The following is a 13,408-nucleotide window of genomic DNA, read 5'->3' as shown; positions in this document are numbered from 1 at the left end:
CCACCTCCCGACGCCGGGGTTGCTGGCTGAGGTACTTAGCAATATAAATCCTGTAAGCGTGCTGAGCTCCTGTACATATTAAAAAGCCGCCTCATGGGCGGCTGTCGGGTCAAACATCAATTACGGGTGTTCGTACTGCTCAAAAGTGCGTGGCGGAGCGTCAGTTGATTTGCGGTACTGGTCATTCTCGTTTTTACGCCCCTTGAGGTACATCAGGGTCTGTTTAGCCTGATACTGATCGTATGGAGAGAGTGAACCCGGCGTGCCAGCATCACTTGCGGCAACCACCTTTGTCAGAATTTCGATACCCCAGCCGATAACTTCAGTAGTATCCAGAATGGCACCGCGATAAAGAGTGTTAAGGTCTTGCAGGTCTTCAAAATCCTGATCGGTATATGACATAATATTTCCTTTATGGTTAATGGGTTGCGTGGTTACTTCACATATCACATTACACCTATTTGGGAACTGCTTAAAGAAAAATACTGGTTATAAACACAGTAATTTGTGTCATAAATTTGGCTTAGTTTTCTCCTCCATATTCCTTCGTCGTTCAGCCAAGAAAGATACCTTACGCTGCTTGGCTTTTTGTCTTACTGACTCGTAAGAGCGTTTAAGCTTCTTTGCTATCAACTTTGGCGAAGTGGTGGAAGCGAGTTTTTCCAGAGATGCAACATCATCAGATGTCCATCGACGGCCGCAGGTAAGCTGATTGCCGCGGCGCTGATAATTATCAGACATCATCACCTCCCGGCGCCAGGGCCGCTGCCAGCATGGCATCCCAAACTTGTTTGGTGGTTAGCTGTTCGTCACCAGCTGCGTACATTGCCCCTGTCGGCTCAACCGGTACAAGCTTCCACCCCTCTGGAACGACGGCTGACGCAGGTGTAGTTCTCAGTGGATCATCGTAGCTATCAGAAAGAAACATCTGTCCCAATTTTGTCAGTTTGAAATGCTTCGGCGTGATCAGTTTAAGGTCAACCATGATGCTCGTAATGGTGTGGCCACAATGCCAGCCGCAAACCTTTTTCAAAACGCTGTAACCCAGAAACTCACGATAATCAGTTCGTCCAAAGTTGTAGTTCGCAAAAGCATCAGTTATTACTTCATCGGTTATCTCTGGAGCGTGACGGTATTGGGTCATACCCCTTCCTCCGCATCTGGCGCAGCGCGCAGTGCATTTTTAGCTGTGCTAATCCTTGCTTCAGTTCCAGCGTTTGGTTCGAGTTGCTGAATACGCTGGGCATCCTGCAATAACTGCGCTATCACATATTTCAGCTCCTCATTCTCCGCCGGCAGTGCCTTCACCTGCTCCTGAAACTCATCAAACTTACGAACCAAATATGCGGGTACGCTTTCACCGAAACGAATATCAGCTGGCAGAGCCTTACCGGTAATCACGCCGCGCATTTCATGTTCAGTTAATTTCATGATCATGCTTCACTTTGATAAAGGTTGCGTGAGCCAAATGACTAAGGGAGCCGTAATACATGCCCATATTGAATTTGATGAGGTGCATGTTCCCGCGGTTGTGATGTTTAACTGGGGTATAGCATCCCATGTGAAGTTTCCGGGCATGACGCTCGGTCAACTTTGCTTTTTTAGTGGACATAAATCTGGCTCCCATGCTTCCCGTTAAGATGGCCATTCAGCTTTTCAGCGAGGTTCTGAGCTTTGATGGGATTTGAGACAACCCCATACTGCATACAGAGCCATCCGTGCTGCTGGCGGCTGTAGATGAAGGTTACGAATCCAACTGTGATGTCATCGGTTGGCGAACGCATGGGTAACCCTCCATTCCAGGAGTTGCCCCGTTCAGAACCCGGTCGATCACTTCAGCTGCAAAAGATTTAACGCCGGGAAGATCGAGAGCCAGTGAGAGGGTGGTTTGCACCATCTTCATGTGGACGTTCTGCTCCATGAAGATGGCCAGCTCTTCATATTTCACATATTGGCCATGTTCACAGCGACGCATGAAAGCCATCTCATGGTTCATTTGCATCATGTAGTCAGGCTCATAACGCGGTACCAGAGCATCTGGTGACGCTTTGACGATCGCCTGGCGGACATCAAGCCTTATTGCCAATGCGCGAAGCAGGCTGGCGGTCTCCGGGGAAAACTTATCCAGCTCTTTTGCTTTACCGAAAGCTTCTGAAACGAGCTCTGAAGTGGTTAATGCTGCAACTTCTGCCATGTGTGCCTCTGTCGATTTCAGGCTGCACGAATCCCTTGCCAGATTGGCAATAATTCAGAGAGCCATAGTGTTTTAGATTGGCTGGTGGACGCTGCAACGCACCACAGCCGGATTCTCCCAAATGATTGAAGTGGTGGCAGGAGTTGAACCTGCGTCAGGTGGGATGGACCTGACTATCACCGGATATGACCACATCGGAAAGAGCACCAATCAGTTCAGGGAGGTCTTCTTGAGTTTCCTTCGCCACGGAAAAGTGCTCTTACCTGTTGTGTGCTGATCTTTCCCAGCGGTCATTGGCCCAACTGTTACACCCGTATTTCTCGCGCTTAGTCCCATCGTCACGGTTAAGCGGATTGCCCTAATTATTAGGTCACCGGTTAAGGGATGCGCCGCTGCAACCCATCAATTCACCACAGGTAAGGGCATTCACTTTGCGTCTCTAAAGCGCTTAAAAGCACCCACATTGCAAATACCCTTACCTGATGTGCAAAAAGTGCGGGTATACCGGTTTCAGAATCTTCAATTGCCCCGGTGAGGTTGAAGAGCCGGCTACCCGCCAAGACTACACACAGCATTTTACCGAGACCAACATCTGAGTAACCGATGTTAGCTATCGTATAGACTTAAGGTAATTAAAGTTACAGTGAGTGTCAATAGTTTTGGTAACAGGAGTTACCTTAATGGGCAAAAATAAACCCGCATTCGCGGGCAGGAGGAGGTTAAAGCTCTTGAAGGACTTGAACTACTTTTCCTAAAATCCTGCAGGAATTATCGCATTCAATAGGCTTAAAATTAGGGTTTAGGGGCATCAGATAGTGGTAAGGCCCATCTACGACCATCTTCTTAACCGTTGCATCAGAACTACCATCAATCACAGCAACAACAATCTTTCCGTTGAGTTCAGTGAACGATCCATAGTTTGGTTCCACGATAACAGTGGAGCCTTCCGGAATACTTGGGTACCCATTGGGATTTGTCATAGATTCGCCTCGGACGTCCAACGCGAATGCATCATCAGAAACCTTCACAGTCGTAGAACACCACCTGATTACATCACTCAGCCGGGCTGCCGCATATGAATCTGTCCAGGCACCGGCCTGAACTGAAGATATTACCGGCACCGATATCATCGGCGGGGTGATTGGTTTTAGCCTTGTATCGTCCTTGATGTGATCTCCCGTTCCATAGAGCAACCATTCTGGCGAACAGGTAAGCGCTTTTGCCAGATGGTGAAGATTTTCACCTGCCGGTTTAACACTCCCGTTCTCCCATTTGGTTACAGATACACGGCTAACCCCTAAGAGCTTAGCCAACTGTTGCTGTGTGTAGTCCAGTTGGGTGCGTCTCTGTCTGATACGGTCATTCATCTCGGTTTTCATGTAACTAATGTTACGCGATTCCGATGTAAAAGATGTTTGCGTAATTTGGTAACTTTTGTTACCTTCATCTGATTCCAAAAGAGGAGACATAAATGTACAAAAACCTTGTCATTCAGCATTTCGGTGGCGTTGTGAAAACCGCCGATGCTTTAGGTATTAAACACCCTGCAATTTCACGCTGGGGTGCGGTAATTCCCGAAAAACAGGCGATGCGTCTCGAACGTATTACTAAAGGAGCGCTGCGTTATGAGCCACAGCTCTATGCAACGCACAATAACCGATCAGCTAAAGCCTGATAACTACCAAAGGGTGAGTAAAATGGTGGATCTACAGAAATTAGTAATCCAGGTGTGCAAGGCGTTCTCAGGTACTAACGCGCAAATAGCTGAACAGATGGGTATTTCTTACTCGGAGTTTAACAATCGCCTGCACATGAAGAACGGGACTCTCTTCTTCACGCTGGAGCAGCTGGCCAAAATGCAGCACGTAGTTAACCAGCCGTTCCTGGCTGATTACTTCGCCGGTCAGTTCGGAATGCTGGTGGTTAATAACCCTCTGCCAGATGAGATCGACAACGTAGAACTGTTCAGCATCCAGCTTCGTGCTGATGCGGCTCGGGGAAAGGTTGCTCAGGCGAAGATCGATGCTGAAGAAGATGGCGTGGTTGATAAGCAGGAACTGAAGCATATCAGCCAGCAGGTAATGAATTCTGTGAAGTACACGCTGAAGGGTTTTCTGGCATGGGCGGCATTACATGGCGTTCAGGCGGATGCGCTGGAATTGGTAACTAACAGAAAAGTTGAGAGCCAGCAGGTTGCAGCCTCTGGCTCTCGTGGTGTGTGAAGAATCTTTGGGAGATCAACACATGAACAGTTTACTCGTAAAAGCTGGCATTCCGCAATTGCGTGTGTCTGGTGTGGCTGGTGGCAAGATGCCGTGCCGTTTCGTCTATGTGGCCAAGATAGCTGGTCAGGAGACGTTCAACAACTACCAATACGATTTGCCTCGGGTAGATGTGGAGTCGTTCTGGAAGAAGTTTAACGACCTGGCACGGGGGAAGGCGTGAATGAAGACAGTCAGAACCTCAACCGTGTTTATCGCGATCACCGTGGCGTTCTGGTCACCGTCATTCGCTGGGACAAGCAAAACAACGCAGTTATCTACACGCGGGAAGGTTATCCCCACGAGCTTACTTACCCGGTCGACAGATTCATCAAGCGATTCAAGAGGGTTCTATGAGCGTTAAGTTATCCGCATACGTTTGGGACGGCTGCGCTTTGTCTGGTATGAAGTTGTCGGAGGTAGTGATCATGGCTCGACTGGCTGACTGGTGTAATGACGAAGGCGTTTGCTGGCCCAGCGTAACGACTATTGCCCGTCAGATTGGGGCGGGTGAGAGCACTGTCCGTAATGCGATCGGCAAACTGGTCAAGGCTGGATGGTTAAGCCGCCGCCAGCGCCGCCAGGGTAACCGTAACGCGTCCAATGTTTACCAGCTGAATGTTGCCATGCTCCGTGCTGCAGCGTCAAAAGTTCATGCGCTCGAATCTGACGCCTCAGAATCTGACGCATCAAAATATGAAGCCTCAAATTCTGACCCGTCGGAATCAATGCGTGAAACAGGTTTTGACCCTCTGAAATCTGGGGGCGATCCGTTAGTAAATTCAAAACATGAACCATCAGATAAAAAGACTTCCTATCAGCCTGCTGCGCAGACCGACCCTGAAGTGGTTTTGACTGACATGGCTAAGCAGGTTTTAACCCATCTCAACCAGGTAACGGGTTCACGCTATCAGGTCAGCAAGTCCTCGCTTGAGAACATCCGTGCCCGCCTGGCTGAAGGGTTCACCGTTGACGAGCTGATTGAGACTACCGATTACCTGAATGCCAAATGGGCTCAGGACCTGAAGATGGCTGAATTCCTCCGGCCAGTGACGATGTTCCAGCCAACCAAATTCCCAGGGTACCTGACAGGTGCAAAGCGCTGGATTGAGGCTGGCCGTCCGAAGTGCGTTAACGGCGAGTGGGTGCGTGAGAACGGAGTGACTATGGGTGGCGTAAGAGCTGACCATACCGAACGGGACGCTGCTTATCGCCGGTTCATCGGGAGTGGTAAACCGCTCAGGAACCCAAGCCCACTGGAAGAGAAGGTCAAGGCTGAAGCCAGCAGGGCGGGCGTCCGGTCCATGAACGCAAGCTTCGCCGTCAGTCGCTGGAACAGTATCTGGAAAGACTGCGCTCAGCGCACCTCCGGGAGTAACGCAGCATGAATATTCGTGAAATGGCTATTGAGTTTATTCGCAAAAACCCTGGTTGCACGTCAACACAGATTGCAGATGGTGCAGGCATTCCACGTCGCCTGGTTCAGCCCCTCATGAGTGAGCTGTACACGCAGGAAATCGTTGTCCGTTATGCGCAGAAAGCCCATCCGTTTTTCTACCGCCTCCCACTGGAGTCTGATCGGGCTACCCTGGGCATGAAGTACGAAGCGCACCGTGCGAAAGCGGTTGAACTGGAGAAACGTGGTTTATGGCGCCGCGCTGCCCGTGAATGGTTACTGGCAATGGACTCCACGAATAACGAAGAGGCGCGCGACAAAGCTACTGCCCGCCGTGAGTACTGCATCAGTTGTGGGCAGATCGGGATTGCTTATGACACGCCTGGCATCCGGGTCTACAGCTCTCCGGTAGCAGACCTCTGGAGGGATTCATGAAAACCCGTCTGAAAGAGCATTTCTCTCATAACAAAATTTTTTATCACGGCATCCGCACTGCGGTAGTTCTGATTGCGCTGCTGGTACTGGCCCTGGCTACGGAGATGGTAAGCAAATGACGTCACTTTCAGTAATTCACAAAAACCGCGAAGAATCGGCAACTGACATCGTGCCACGCAAAACCTATTACGCAGGTCTGAAAGAGTTTTACGTTGAGCCCGGCTACAACGTCCGTGACATCGATCAGCAGCACGTAGAAGAATTCCGTGATGCGTTAATTGCAGGAGAGGAAGTCCCGGCACTGATCGTGCAGGTCACTGAGCAGGGCCTGAAGATTATCGACGGTCACCACCGCTATTACGGCGCAGTGATGGCAACAGAGGCTGGTCATGAAGTTGCCCGTCTGGAGTGCAAAGACGCTAAGGGTACTGAAGCCGATCGCATTGCGCTGATGGTTACCAGTTCTCAGGGACGTGCGCTGTTACCACTGGAACGTGCAGCTGCTTATCAGCGCCTGATGAACCAGGGCTGGACTGAAGCGGAGATTGCCAAAAAGGTGAAACGCTCGGTTGCTGACGTTGAGCATCACCTTCAGCTGCTGGAGTGTGGCGACGAGCTGATCGGCATGGTGCGTTCGGGTGAGGTTGCCGCGACGACTGCGGTTTCAATGTCCCGCGAGTTCGGCACGAAAGCTGGCGCGGTTGCTGAAGAACAGCTGGCCAAGGCCAAAGCCGCCGGCAAGAAGAAACTGACCAAAGCAGCAGCCATGCCGCAATTCAGCGCCATTAAAGCCCGCCGCCTGTGTGAGTTGCTGGTAGATGCTGAAGTTGGCCTGATGTCAGGAGGCTGCAAATCGCTGGTAGTCCGTGAAGAGCTGGTGGATGAGATCGCCGCTATCCTGGCTGATTACCGCAAAGGCGTTAAGGGGGATGAATCTCCTGTAGTTGAGCACACAGAACAGGCTGAGCCAGCCCCGGAGATTCCGCTTGTGAAAGAGCAGATTATCCAGCAGAGCGGAATACAGGTGTGGGCGTGTGCGGCGGCCGCGTTCGGCGACAAAGAAACCTTCACGTTCAGCGAATCGAAGTATGCACACTCATGGGCTTCTGATTCTCTGGAGCAGCCAGAGCTGGTTGTTGTACCGGCAGAGACGATCCGCAAAGCAGTAGAGTTGGCAAAAAGCTATTTCTCTTCCAGCGAACTGCGCACTTGGGTAAACGGTAAATACGCCGCCGAAGAAGTTCAGGAAGAGATGTTCCAGCGCTTCAATACAGTTTACCTGGAGAACAGGGCAGACATCGGTTCGGTACCGGATTATCTGAGTCTCCTGGACTGCACATTGAGCGCCACCTGGACCAATATCAGAACGCTTCGTTCAGCGGTTAAGTCAGTTATCTCTGAGCTTTCAGCAAAGGTGTCCAAATGAAATATGGCCTGATATACGCTGATCCGCCGTGGCAGTACGGCAACACAATCAGCCGGGGTGCTGCGGATGGCCACTACAGCACAATGAACCTGACAGACCTGAAGAGGCCCCCCGTGTGGGAGCTTGCTGAAGATAACTCAGTGCTGGTGATGTGGTACACCGGAACGCACGTTGAAGAGGCCAGATTCAGGCTTGAAGAGCTTTATGGCGATGTCTCGCACATAGAACTTTTCTCCCGGCGTCCGTCAGAGGGATGGGATATCTGGGGCAATGAGTGTGAGAACAGCATCCAGTTGGTGCCGGGGAGGGTTGCTTGAAGCTGACATTACCATTCCCACCCAGCGTAAACGGTTACTGGCGTGCCACAGGGAAGGGCATGCTAATAAGCGCAAGAGGGCGCACCTACCGGGTGAATGCTATTGGCGCAGTAATGGAACAGCTTAAGCGCCGTCCACAGCCAATCACTCATGAGATTGATATTCACGTCATCCTTTATCCTCCGACCCGCGCTAAGCGTGATCTGGACAACTTCCAGAAGGTGCTGTTCGACAGTATGACGCACGCAGGAGTATGGGCTGATGACAGCCAGATTAAGCGGATGACTGTCGAATGGGGAGACTTATTGCCAAATGGCAAAGCAGTAGTGATAATCAAAAGCTACTCAAAAGGAAGAATGTAATGCGTAAAAGACTGAGATTACTGTTAGCTATGCTTTCAATATTTATACTTATAGTAGTGTATTATTTTTGTGCTCTAACAGATGGCATTTGGCCTTTCAATGGTATTGATAAAGATAGTTTGGGTACCTTTGGCGACTCATGGGGGATGCTTACATCGATTTTTTCAGTATTAGCATTTCTGGGGGTTTCATATTCCCTAATTATGCAAGCTGAAGCTTTTAAGCATTCAGAGAGCTTTACACAGAAGCAAGTTTATTTTACAACCAAACAAAGCTTTGAAAACAATCTCTTTCAGATGCTTTCATTGTTGCAGGATGTCATTTCTGCTATACACGTGAGAAAGGTGAATCCTGAGGAGGGCGAAGATCCAGTTAGACAAGGGCGGTCAAGTTTTAAGCTTATTTATGAACTCACTGTTAATGATATTAATAAAAAGGTTGAGACTAGAAATTATGAATCACTTTCAGATATGTACATCCATATCAATGAAAGTTACTCTAAGCAGGGGAAGCACATTGCTATCAACTTAGGTCACTATTTTAGGTTTCTTTATAATATTTTTAAATACATTTACGAGTCTGATATCAAAGATTGCGAAAAACTAGCATATGCAAAAATAGTGAGGGCGCAAATATCTAACTACGAGCTTCTGTTATTGTTTTATAATATTTTTGATGTGGATGGGATAAAATTCGAAAAGTATATATATGAATATAGTATTTTCGATAACATGCCAATTAATAAGTTGATGAGTAAATATCATGTTTTACTTTTGGACCCAATTGCCTTTGGAGAGAATACCTCATATAACCCTAAAGATTTATTGAGGGAATTTAACCAGTTAAACAATATTTTAGCTTCCTAGATATGTTTTATAATTATTAAAGAGTATAAGTCTTAAAAGTTATTTTTTAATAAAACATGTTAAGTTGACAGGATTAAAGAATTTAATCGAAAACAGAGGAGAAGCGGTTGTAGTGGTCGATCTGAGCATGTACATTTAACCAGTGAATTGTCATTCGTTTGCAGACGGTGGCAGTCAGAAATCAATGGGAGAGCATCATGAATCAGTTACTCGTAATTGACGGTATTTCTGTACGTCAGGATAAAGACGGGCGTTACTGCCTGAATGATTTACACCGTGCAGCTGGTGGTGAAACCAGGCACAAACCTGCCTTCTGGCTTCGCAATGAGCAGACAGAGCAATTAAGAACCGAGTTGCAAAAAAGCAACTCGCTCCCGGTAGAAGTAATCAGGGGAGGGAACCAGCAGGGCACATATGTCTGTAAGGAGCTGGTTTATGCCTATGCCATGTGGATCAGCCCATCCTTCAACCTGAAGGTCATCAGAACGTTTGATGCCGTGGCGACCGGCCAACCTGTCAGCCAGAAGACCGACCAGATTCAGGCTGGTGTGATACTCCTTGAATCAGCAGCGCGTATGCTGAACTTCTCCAACTCATCCAAGCTGGGCGCTTACCAGAAACTTCAGGACTTCGCCGGGCTACCCAACATGATGCCGGTGTATGCGATTGACGCGCCTGCAGGCTCACAGGATGGTTCAAGCAGGCCAACCACATCACTGACAACTTTGCTTCGCGATAAGCGCCTGGATGTCAGTACAAGTGAAGCTTACAAGCGCCTGGAAAAACTAGGTCTGGTAGAGCGTATGTCGCGGCCAAGCAACTCACGCAGAGCCAATAACGGACAGAAGAGCTTCTGGTGCGTCACCACTAAGGGGCTTCAATACGCCAAGAACGTGACGAACCCAAACAGCCCCAGAGAGACCCAGCCTCATTTCTTCACATCAAAATCTGAAGAACTGATCCGCCTGATGCTCACATCAACAACCGCATAAGGGGAAGCGATGAGAGCGATACTGACACCATTCCGGGTTAACGAACTCGGCGTGGTTCTTTTGAAGCCCGGAAAAGAAGTAGCACCTCTGTTTTATAACCGCCGCGTTCTGGTGAGTACCGTGCCGGAATTCATGCAGGAATTTCCGAGCGGTCAGCTTGGAGAGGCGAAGCAGGCGCTCCTGGATGATCCGGCATTATTTAATTTCCTGAGCAACGGAAAAGTTCTGTTAGCAGCGGGAGGAAAAAGTGGCCTGGAAGCATGGCTTATGAGCCAGCGTGGTTGTCAGTGGCATGGTGATTACCACAGCCATGATGAAACTTCGCTAAAGACAGAGGATGGCGCTCTGCGTCTGTGCTTCCACCACGATAATGAGCTCCGGGAAATGTCCTCAATTGAGACCGTGGCAGAGGTAGCCAGGCGGAATGCTGCCATCTGGGTGATTGAAAGGGTGAGACTGTCCTTCATGTTGCCGGAGGGGCATGAAGTGACGTTGCCAGAATTGTGCTGGTGGGCCGCACTCAATGGCGTTATCGACCTGATGCCGGAATCCCCGGCCCGCCGCGTTCTGAAAATGCCACAGGCGAAGGTAGAGACAGGTACCCTGCGCGAATCGGAAATCATGCCTCACAGGAGCGCCACCAGTGTACTTGAAGAGGCGGCAAAGCAGGTTGTTGAGCTTGCCATCGATCCTGAGAGTCCTGAGTCCTACATGCTCAGACCTAAGCGGAAACGCTGGGAGAATGAGAGCTATACACGGTGGGTTAAATCTCAGCCATGCCTGTGCTGTGGCAAGCAGGCTGACGATCCTCACCACCTTATCGGCTATGGCCTTGGCGGCATGGCAACAAAAGCGCATGACTTATTTGTGATACCGCTTTGCAGAGCGCATCACGATGAAATTCATGCGGATACCAGAACGTTCGAAAGCAAATATGGCACTCAGCCGGAACTGTTACTTCGTGCGCTCGACAGAGCCCTGGCGATAGGTGTGATCGCCACTGGCAGAAAGAACAATGGGAGACAAGATGCGTGATATACAGCTGGCATTAGAACTGTGGGGGGGTTGGGCTGCTAATGAAGGTTCACGGGTAGGCTGGTCGCCTGTAGGAGCGATGTTTAAAGGATTACTTCAGGAAACCAAAAAACAGCGTCCATCATGCTCTGATAACGACGGGATGATAATAGATACTGCTGTGGGGATGCTGGCGAAGGCCAACCGGCAAGACGAACTTGATTTAGTCATGCTTCACTATATGTATGATGTTTCTAAATCAACCATTGCGCGCTGGAACAAATGTTCTGAAGGGAAAATCCGGCAACGCCTGATGATAGCGGAAACATTCATTGATGCCTGCATTCTCATGACGGGTGCTGAACTTGAAATGGATAGCTGGATGCAAAAAAGCTGAAAAAGTCACTCATTGCAGTATTCGTTACGAATTTCACTTGGTAATGTGTTAAGAGTGGTTACAACGTTTCGCCGCTTAAACTTAAACCCCTTTTAGGGGTTTTTTGTTTGAAATTATTCAAATCATCTTTTGTTTAGTTTATGTTGATGACAGGGAATTCTTAAACAGAAAGGGTCAATCTGTGCTATCAGCTAATGAAAGATGGGTTTCATTTTTCGATTTTGCTTTCAAACCAACCCATGCAGCAGCGCCTGACATCCCAATTACTGACACACTTAAGCGACTAAAAATGCTGGTGGATGCAGGGAATGCTGTAAAACTTTACAATGTGCGTACTAGAGCTGTTCGCATTTCGGAAATGGCTTATGCTGATGGAGATAGTGAAGCAACCCTTCTTCTTCAGTTGTGTGATCAAAATGGATCAGATCCAGTTTTCGGGGAGCTAAACACTGGAGCATTGAGAGTAGAGCCAAAGCTTGCGGGGGAGGGGATCGCAGTTTCTTGTCACATTATTATTTCCACTGCAGTAGTTCAGAACACAGCAGATCACCACAAAACGCTGGTAGAATCAGTGCCAGGCATCAGTAAATCGATTATTGAGCCCTTCTTAAATTCACTGCTTCGTGACGCGTTTACTGGGCAAGAATTCAGAAATCCTGCAACGAAAGCGATGTGCCTGTTACGACCAAAGCTTGCTATATTTTCTCACGGCTCTCAAACCTTACTTGATACCTTAAACGGAGCTAGGCTGCATAATGTGAAGCTAGTTAGCACCCGGAAGCAAGGGGGCATGGACCAAACGGCATATACTGAACTGGCAGAACGTTCAGTTAGATACAAGATCATAAGACAGCCGGGGTCCCAAGCCAAGGAGAGACTGTTAAATATATTAAGGAAGAAAGGGCAACAGTCTGGTTATAGCAAAGTTTCCATCAGCTACTCCAAAGATGGTCGACAGGCCAGCTTGGATTTAGATAGGAACGAAGACGCTGCAACTAAACTCTTTACAAAAAGTGAAAAAGTGCTTTTGGGGAATGGGATTCTTCAATGCGAAAGCAGAATACACCAAGAGCTTGAAAGCAAAATGAAAGGGTTGATCTAAGTTGAGGTTTCATGATGAAACTTTTATCACCGTTGAACTATCTCCGTATAGAGCATGAAGAAAAGAGATGGTATGACTACAAAATACCAGTAATTGTTGGCTTGATAGTTATGGTTGTATATTATTTCAACCCTAATAAAATACCGCTTGTGGGGACTAGTGGGCTTTTGGTTCAAGTTAATGGTTTGCTGCAAGTTTTAATCGGATTCTACATTGCAGCCTTAGCTGCCGTATCGACTTTTTCGAATGCCACTATAGATGAAGTTATGGCTGGAGATGCCCCTACAATAGTCGAAAAATACCGAGGCACTAAGTTAAAAGTAGAGCTTACAAGACGTAGATTTGTCTGTTATCTCTTTGGATATTTAGCACTGACAAGCTTCATTCTTTTTTGCTTGGGGTTAGTATCAATATTGGCAGGAAAGTCTGTGTCATTGACCATATCTACCATGACTTCACCTGAATTATTATGGGTCTTCAAAACCATTTTTGTTGGAGTGTATGCAGTAATTTTGATAAACGTCATAACTACAACTCTTCTGGGACTGTATTTTTTGTCTGTAAGATTCCATCAGTCCTCTTTGTAAAAATCACTAGAAATTATCAAGCCACCCATTTGGGTGGCTTTTTTTATGCCCCTCAATCA

23 protein-coding genes are annotated in these 13,408 nt (G+C 48.2%); 16 read left to right on the top strand and 7 right to left on the bottom strand.

The features are described from left to right. Positions 1 to 120: 120 nt before the first annotated feature. From Q3V30_RS12205 to Q3V30_RS12175, 7 genes are all read right to left on the bottom strand, one after another. The gene (locus tag Q3V30_RS12205) at positions 121 to 402 is read right to left on the bottom strand and encodes a hypothetical protein (protein ID WP_306206011.1); all 282 of its coding nucleotides are present in this window, start codon (positions 400 to 402) and stop codon (positions 121 to 123) included. A gap of 108 nt (positions 403 to 510) precedes the next feature. After that, a complete protein-coding gene (locus tag Q3V30_RS12200) occupies positions 511 to 741 on the bottom strand; it encodes a hypothetical protein (RefSeq protein WP_306206009.1) in 231 nt (76 codons plus the stop codon). After that, positions 734 to 1,144, bottom strand: a complete 411-nt coding sequence (locus Q3V30_RS12195) for a hypothetical protein (RefSeq protein ID WP_306206007.1) — start codon at positions 1,142 to 1,144, stop codon at positions 734 to 736. The genes Q3V30_RS12200 and Q3V30_RS12195 overlap by 8 nt, the downstream gene beginning before the upstream one ends. Next, positions 1,141 to 1,437, bottom strand: a complete 297-nt coding sequence (locus Q3V30_RS12190; protein ID WP_306206005.1) for a hypothetical protein — start codon at positions 1,435 to 1,437, stop codon at positions 1,141 to 1,143. Before Q3V30_RS12190 ends, Q3V30_RS12195 begins: the two co-directional genes overlap by 4 nt. A gap of 164 nt (positions 1,438 to 1,601) precedes the next feature. After that, positions 1,602 to 1,784, bottom strand: coding sequence for a DUF1317 family protein (locus Q3V30_RS12185; RefSeq protein WP_306206004.1), 183 nt, complete (start codon positions 1,782 to 1,784; stop codon positions 1,602 to 1,604). Next, positions 1,745 to 2,194: a hypothetical protein gene (locus Q3V30_RS12180; protein WP_306206002.1), complete on the bottom strand. Its 450-nt coding sequence runs from the start codon at positions 2,192 to 2,194 to the stop codon at positions 1,745 to 1,747. The genes Q3V30_RS12185 and Q3V30_RS12180 overlap by 40 nt, the downstream gene beginning before the upstream one ends. A 719-nt stretch (positions 2,195 to 2,913) precedes the next feature. Next, positions 2,914 to 3,573, bottom strand: coding sequence for a LexA family protein (locus Q3V30_RS12175; RefSeq protein ID WP_306213198.1), 660 nt, complete (start codon positions 3,571 to 3,573; stop codon positions 2,914 to 2,916). A gap of 92 nt (positions 3,574 to 3,665) precedes the next feature. On the opposite strand from Q3V30_RS12175, the gene Q3V30_RS12170 reads away from it, so the two are divergent. From Q3V30_RS12170 to Q3V30_RS12095, 16 genes are all read left to right on the top strand, one after another. Continuing rightward, a complete protein-coding gene (locus Q3V30_RS12170) occupies positions 3,666 to 3,869 on the top strand; it encodes a Cro/CI family transcriptional regulator (protein WP_306206000.1) in 204 nt (67 codons plus the stop codon). A gap of 22 nt (positions 3,870 to 3,891) precedes the next feature. Continuing rightward, positions 3,892 to 4,416, top strand: coding sequence for a YmfL family putative regulatory protein (locus Q3V30_RS12165; RefSeq protein ID WP_306205998.1), 525 nt, complete (start codon positions 3,892 to 3,894; stop codon positions 4,414 to 4,416). Positions 4,417 to 4,438: 22 nt separating this feature from the next. Beyond that, entirely contained in the window at positions 4,439 to 4,639 is a 201-nt protein-coding gene (locus Q3V30_RS12160) for a hypothetical protein (protein WP_306205996.1), read from the top strand. Further along, positions 4,636 to 4,812 carry a DUF4222 domain-containing protein gene (locus Q3V30_RS12155; RefSeq protein ID WP_306205994.1) on the top strand — a complete coding sequence of 59 codons (177 nt, stop codon included), beginning with the start codon at positions 4,636 to 4,638 and terminating at the stop codon, positions 4,810 to 4,812. Before Q3V30_RS12160 ends, Q3V30_RS12155 begins: the two co-directional genes overlap by 4 nt. A gap of 71 nt (positions 4,813 to 4,883) precedes the next feature. Then, entirely contained in the window at positions 4,884 to 5,843 is a 960-nt protein-coding gene (locus tag Q3V30_RS12150; RefSeq protein WP_428979204.1) for a conserved phage C-terminal domain-containing protein, read from the top strand. Next, positions 5,840 to 6,286, top strand: coding sequence for an ANR family transcriptional regulator (locus tag Q3V30_RS12145; RefSeq protein ID WP_306205990.1), 447 nt, complete (start codon positions 5,840 to 5,842; stop codon positions 6,284 to 6,286). Before Q3V30_RS12150 ends, Q3V30_RS12145 begins: the two co-directional genes overlap by 4 nt. After that, positions 6,283 to 6,405, top strand: a complete 123-nt coding sequence (locus Q3V30_RS12140) for a hypothetical protein (protein WP_306205987.1) — start codon at positions 6,283 to 6,285, stop codon at positions 6,403 to 6,405. The genes Q3V30_RS12145 and Q3V30_RS12140 overlap by 4 nt, the downstream gene beginning before the upstream one ends. Then, positions 6,402 to 7,712, top strand: a complete 1,311-nt coding sequence (locus Q3V30_RS12135; RefSeq protein ID WP_306205985.1) for a ParB/RepB/Spo0J family partition protein — start codon at positions 6,402 to 6,404, stop codon at positions 7,710 to 7,712. The genes Q3V30_RS12140 and Q3V30_RS12135 overlap by 4 nt, the downstream gene beginning before the upstream one ends. Beyond that, a complete protein-coding gene (locus Q3V30_RS12130; protein ID WP_306205983.1) occupies positions 7,709 to 8,029 on the top strand; it encodes an MT-A70 family methyltransferase in 321 nt (106 codons plus the stop codon). The genes Q3V30_RS12135 and Q3V30_RS12130 overlap by 4 nt, the downstream gene beginning before the upstream one ends. Next, positions 8,026 to 8,391, top strand: a complete 366-nt coding sequence (locus Q3V30_RS12125; RefSeq protein ID WP_306205981.1) for a RusA family crossover junction endodeoxyribonuclease — start codon at positions 8,026 to 8,028, stop codon at positions 8,389 to 8,391. Before Q3V30_RS12130 ends, Q3V30_RS12125 begins: the two co-directional genes overlap by 4 nt. After that, a complete protein-coding gene (locus Q3V30_RS12120) occupies positions 8,391 to 9,257 on the top strand; it encodes a putative phage abortive infection protein (RefSeq protein WP_306205979.1) in 867 nt (288 codons plus the stop codon). Before Q3V30_RS12125 ends, Q3V30_RS12120 begins: the two co-directional genes overlap by 1 nt. A 197-nt stretch (positions 9,258 to 9,454) precedes the next feature. After that, positions 9,455 to 10,249: a KilA-N domain-containing protein gene (locus Q3V30_RS12115; protein ID WP_306205976.1), complete on the top strand. Its 795-nt coding sequence runs from the start codon at positions 9,455 to 9,457 to the stop codon at positions 10,247 to 10,249. A 9-nt stretch (positions 10,250 to 10,258) separates the two neighbouring features. After that, a complete protein-coding gene (locus tag Q3V30_RS12110; protein ID WP_306205974.1) occupies positions 10,259 to 11,284 on the top strand; it encodes a DUF968 domain-containing protein in 1,026 nt (341 codons plus the stop codon). Continuing rightward, entirely contained in the window at positions 11,277 to 11,660 is a 384-nt protein-coding gene (locus tag Q3V30_RS12105) for an antiterminator Q family protein (protein ID WP_306205973.1), read from the top strand. Before Q3V30_RS12110 ends, Q3V30_RS12105 begins: the two co-directional genes overlap by 8 nt. A 103-nt stretch (positions 11,661 to 11,763) precedes the next feature. Further along, positions 11,764 to 12,762, top strand: coding sequence for a hypothetical protein (locus tag Q3V30_RS12100; protein WP_306205971.1), 999 nt, complete (start codon positions 11,764 to 11,766; stop codon positions 12,760 to 12,762). Positions 12,763 to 12,773: 11 nt separating this feature from the next. After that, positions 12,774 to 13,349, top strand: coding sequence for a hypothetical protein (locus Q3V30_RS12095; RefSeq protein ID WP_306205968.1), 576 nt, complete (start codon positions 12,774 to 12,776; stop codon positions 13,347 to 13,349). Positions 13,350 to 13,408: the final 59 nt, after the last annotated feature.

It is taken from the genome of Erwinia pyri (assembly GCF_030758455.1).
Lineage (GTDB): Bacteria > Pseudomonadota > Gammaproteobacteria > Enterobacterales > Enterobacteriaceae > Erwinia > Erwinia pyri.
This window is presented reverse-complemented; position numbering and strand designations above follow the sequence as displayed.

Bases quoted from the DNA above. Each gene is read 5' to 3' on its own strand.
- Q3V30_RS12150 (WP_428979204.1), top strand. From the start codon at position 4,884: ATGGCTCGACTGGCTGACTGGTGTAATGACGAAGGCGTTTGCTGGCCC.
- Q3V30_RS12110 (WP_306205974.1), top strand. From the start codon at position 10,259: ATGAGAGCGATACTGACACCATTCCGGGTTAACGAACTCGGCGTGGTT.
- Q3V30_RS12200 (WP_306206009.1), bottom strand. From the start codon at position 741: ATGTCTGATAATTATCAGCGCCGCGGCAATCAGCTTACCTGCGGCCGT.
- Q3V30_RS12130 (WP_306205983.1), top strand. From the start codon at position 7,709: ATGAAATATGGCCTGATATACGCTGATCCGCCGTGGCAGTACGGCAAC.
- Q3V30_RS12140 (WP_306205987.1), top strand. From the start codon at position 6,283: ATGAAAACCCGTCTGAAAGAGCATTTCTCTCATAACAAAATTTTTTAT.
- Q3V30_RS12095 (WP_306205968.1), top strand. From the start codon at position 12,774: ATGATGAAACTTTTATCACCGTTGAACTATCTCCGTATAGAGCATGAA.
- Q3V30_RS12190 (WP_306206005.1), bottom strand. From the start codon at position 1,437: ATGATCATGAAATTAACTGAACATGAAATGCGCGGCGTGATTACCGGT.
- Q3V30_RS12115 (WP_306205976.1), top strand. From the start codon at position 9,455: ATGAATCAGTTACTCGTAATTGACGGTATTTCTGTACGTCAGGATAAA.
- Q3V30_RS12180 (WP_306206002.1), bottom strand. From the start codon at position 2,194: ATGGCAGAAGTTGCAGCATTAACCACTTCAGAGCTCGTTTCAGAAGCT.
- Q3V30_RS12170 (WP_306206000.1), top strand. From the start codon at position 3,666: ATGTACAAAAACCTTGTCATTCAGCATTTCGGTGGCGTTGTGAAAACC.
- Q3V30_RS12160 (WP_306205996.1), top strand. From the start codon at position 4,439: ATGAACAGTTTACTCGTAAAAGCTGGCATTCCGCAATTGCGTGTGTCT.
- Q3V30_RS12195 (WP_306206007.1), bottom strand. From the start codon at position 1,144: ATGACCCAATACCGTCACGCTCCAGAGATAACCGATGAAGTAATAACT.
- Q3V30_RS12135 (WP_306205985.1), top strand. From the start codon at position 6,402: ATGACGTCACTTTCAGTAATTCACAAAAACCGCGAAGAATCGGCAACT.
- Q3V30_RS12145 (WP_306205990.1), top strand. From the start codon at position 5,840: ATGAATATTCGTGAAATGGCTATTGAGTTTATTCGCAAAAACCCTGGT.
- Q3V30_RS12175 (WP_306213198.1), bottom strand. From the start codon at position 3,573: ATGAAAACCGAGATGAATGACCGTATCAGACAGAGACGCACCCAACTG.
- Q3V30_RS12120 (WP_306205979.1), top strand. From the start codon at position 8,391: ATGCGTAAAAGACTGAGATTACTGTTAGCTATGCTTTCAATATTTATA.
- Q3V30_RS12205 (WP_306206011.1), bottom strand. From the start codon at position 402: ATGTCATATACCGATCAGGATTTTGAAGACCTGCAAGACCTTAACACT.
- Q3V30_RS12185 (WP_306206004.1), bottom strand. From the start codon at position 1,784: ATGCGTTCGCCAACCGATGACATCACAGTTGGATTCGTAACCTTCATC.
- Q3V30_RS12105 (WP_306205973.1), top strand. From the start codon at position 11,277: ATGCGTGATATACAGCTGGCATTAGAACTGTGGGGGGGTTGGGCTGCT.
- Q3V30_RS12165 (WP_306205998.1), top strand. From the start codon at position 3,892: ATGGTGGATCTACAGAAATTAGTAATCCAGGTGTGCAAGGCGTTCTCA.